This window comes from Streptomyces sp. WAC05292, from assembly GCF_003949955.1.
Lineage (GTDB): Bacteria > Actinomycetota > Actinomycetes > Streptomycetales > Streptomycetaceae > Streptomyces > Streptomyces globosus.
In genome coordinates, this window is record NZ_RPSE01000774.1 from 1 (window position 1) to 971 (window position 971).

General features: G+C 67.9%; 1 protein-coding gene and 1 pseudogene. Both read right to left on the minus strand.

What is annotated here, in order from left to right; translation table 11 throughout:
• On the minus strand, positions 1-443 hold a 443-nt coding region (locus EF903_RS34925; RefSeq protein WP_221888818.1), incomplete at its 3' end, for a transposase family protein.
• A 200-nt stretch (positions 444-643) separates the two neighbouring features.
• Positions 644-946, minus strand: a pseudogene (locus EF903_RS36010) (transposase family protein); the annotation flags it as partial.
• Positions 947-971: the final 25 nt, after the last annotated feature.

The following is a 971-nucleotide window of genomic DNA, read 5'->3' on the forward strand; positions in this document are numbered from 1 at the left end:
GTGGCGGTCTGCTGGTGTGAGAGCAGTCCGGCGATGGCTTGGATCGTGTCACTCATCTGCTCGCGTCGGCCGAGGTGGCGAGCGAGTGCCCGCCAGTTCTTGAGGTGTGCGATGCCGTGCTCGACTCGGATCCGGCGTGAGGAGTGCGCCTTGCGCTGGCGCTCGTAGATCTCCTCGTACCAGTCCGGCGGGTTCTTCTTGAACTTGCGGTGCGGCGGTGTCACTACGCGGCCTCCGGTCTGAGCGCCCAGGCCCTGGTAGCCGGCATCGGCAAGGATCTCCACGGCCGGGCCGCCAAGCAGGTGCTTGACCAGGCCCAACTGTCGGGCGTGGGTGATGTCGGCACAGCTTGCCGGCTGGGCTGGACTGCAGAACAGGAGCTTGCCGCCGGCGTCGGTGAGGACCATGGCCTTGACGGCGTTCTGCTTGTTCTTGCCGGAGATGAACTTCTCCCGGTCCTTGCGGCCCGCGGCCGGCCGGCGGACCGGATCTCGGTGCCGTCGATGATCCCGGTCTGTCCGCTGGCGCCGAGGTGGTCAATGACCTCGGCGAGGCTGCGGAGCCGGACGCCGGTGGCGATGGTGCAGCCGCGGGCTGCGAGCAGGGGCCGCACCTCGCCGATGGCGCGGGTGATTGTGGACCGGTCGACGCCGAACCAGCAGGCCAGCACGTCGTGAGTGGCACCGTGGCGAAGGTGGACGAGCGTGGCCAGGAGCCGGTCGACGAAGACCAGCTGGTGCTTCGCGCCGGCGCCCACGGCCCGCTTGCGTGGCCTGGCCTCCAGTCGCGCCTGGTGCCGCTCGTGCCATAACGGACCTATCTCGGTGACGAGTTCGGCGATCACATCGGCCGACAGACCTGTGATCCGCCGATCGCTGATGATCGCTGCACGCGCCGCTGTCCCCACCACATGAACATGATCAGGGATCAAGATCCAGCACCGCACCGCCAACCATGCACGAGCTCGTTAG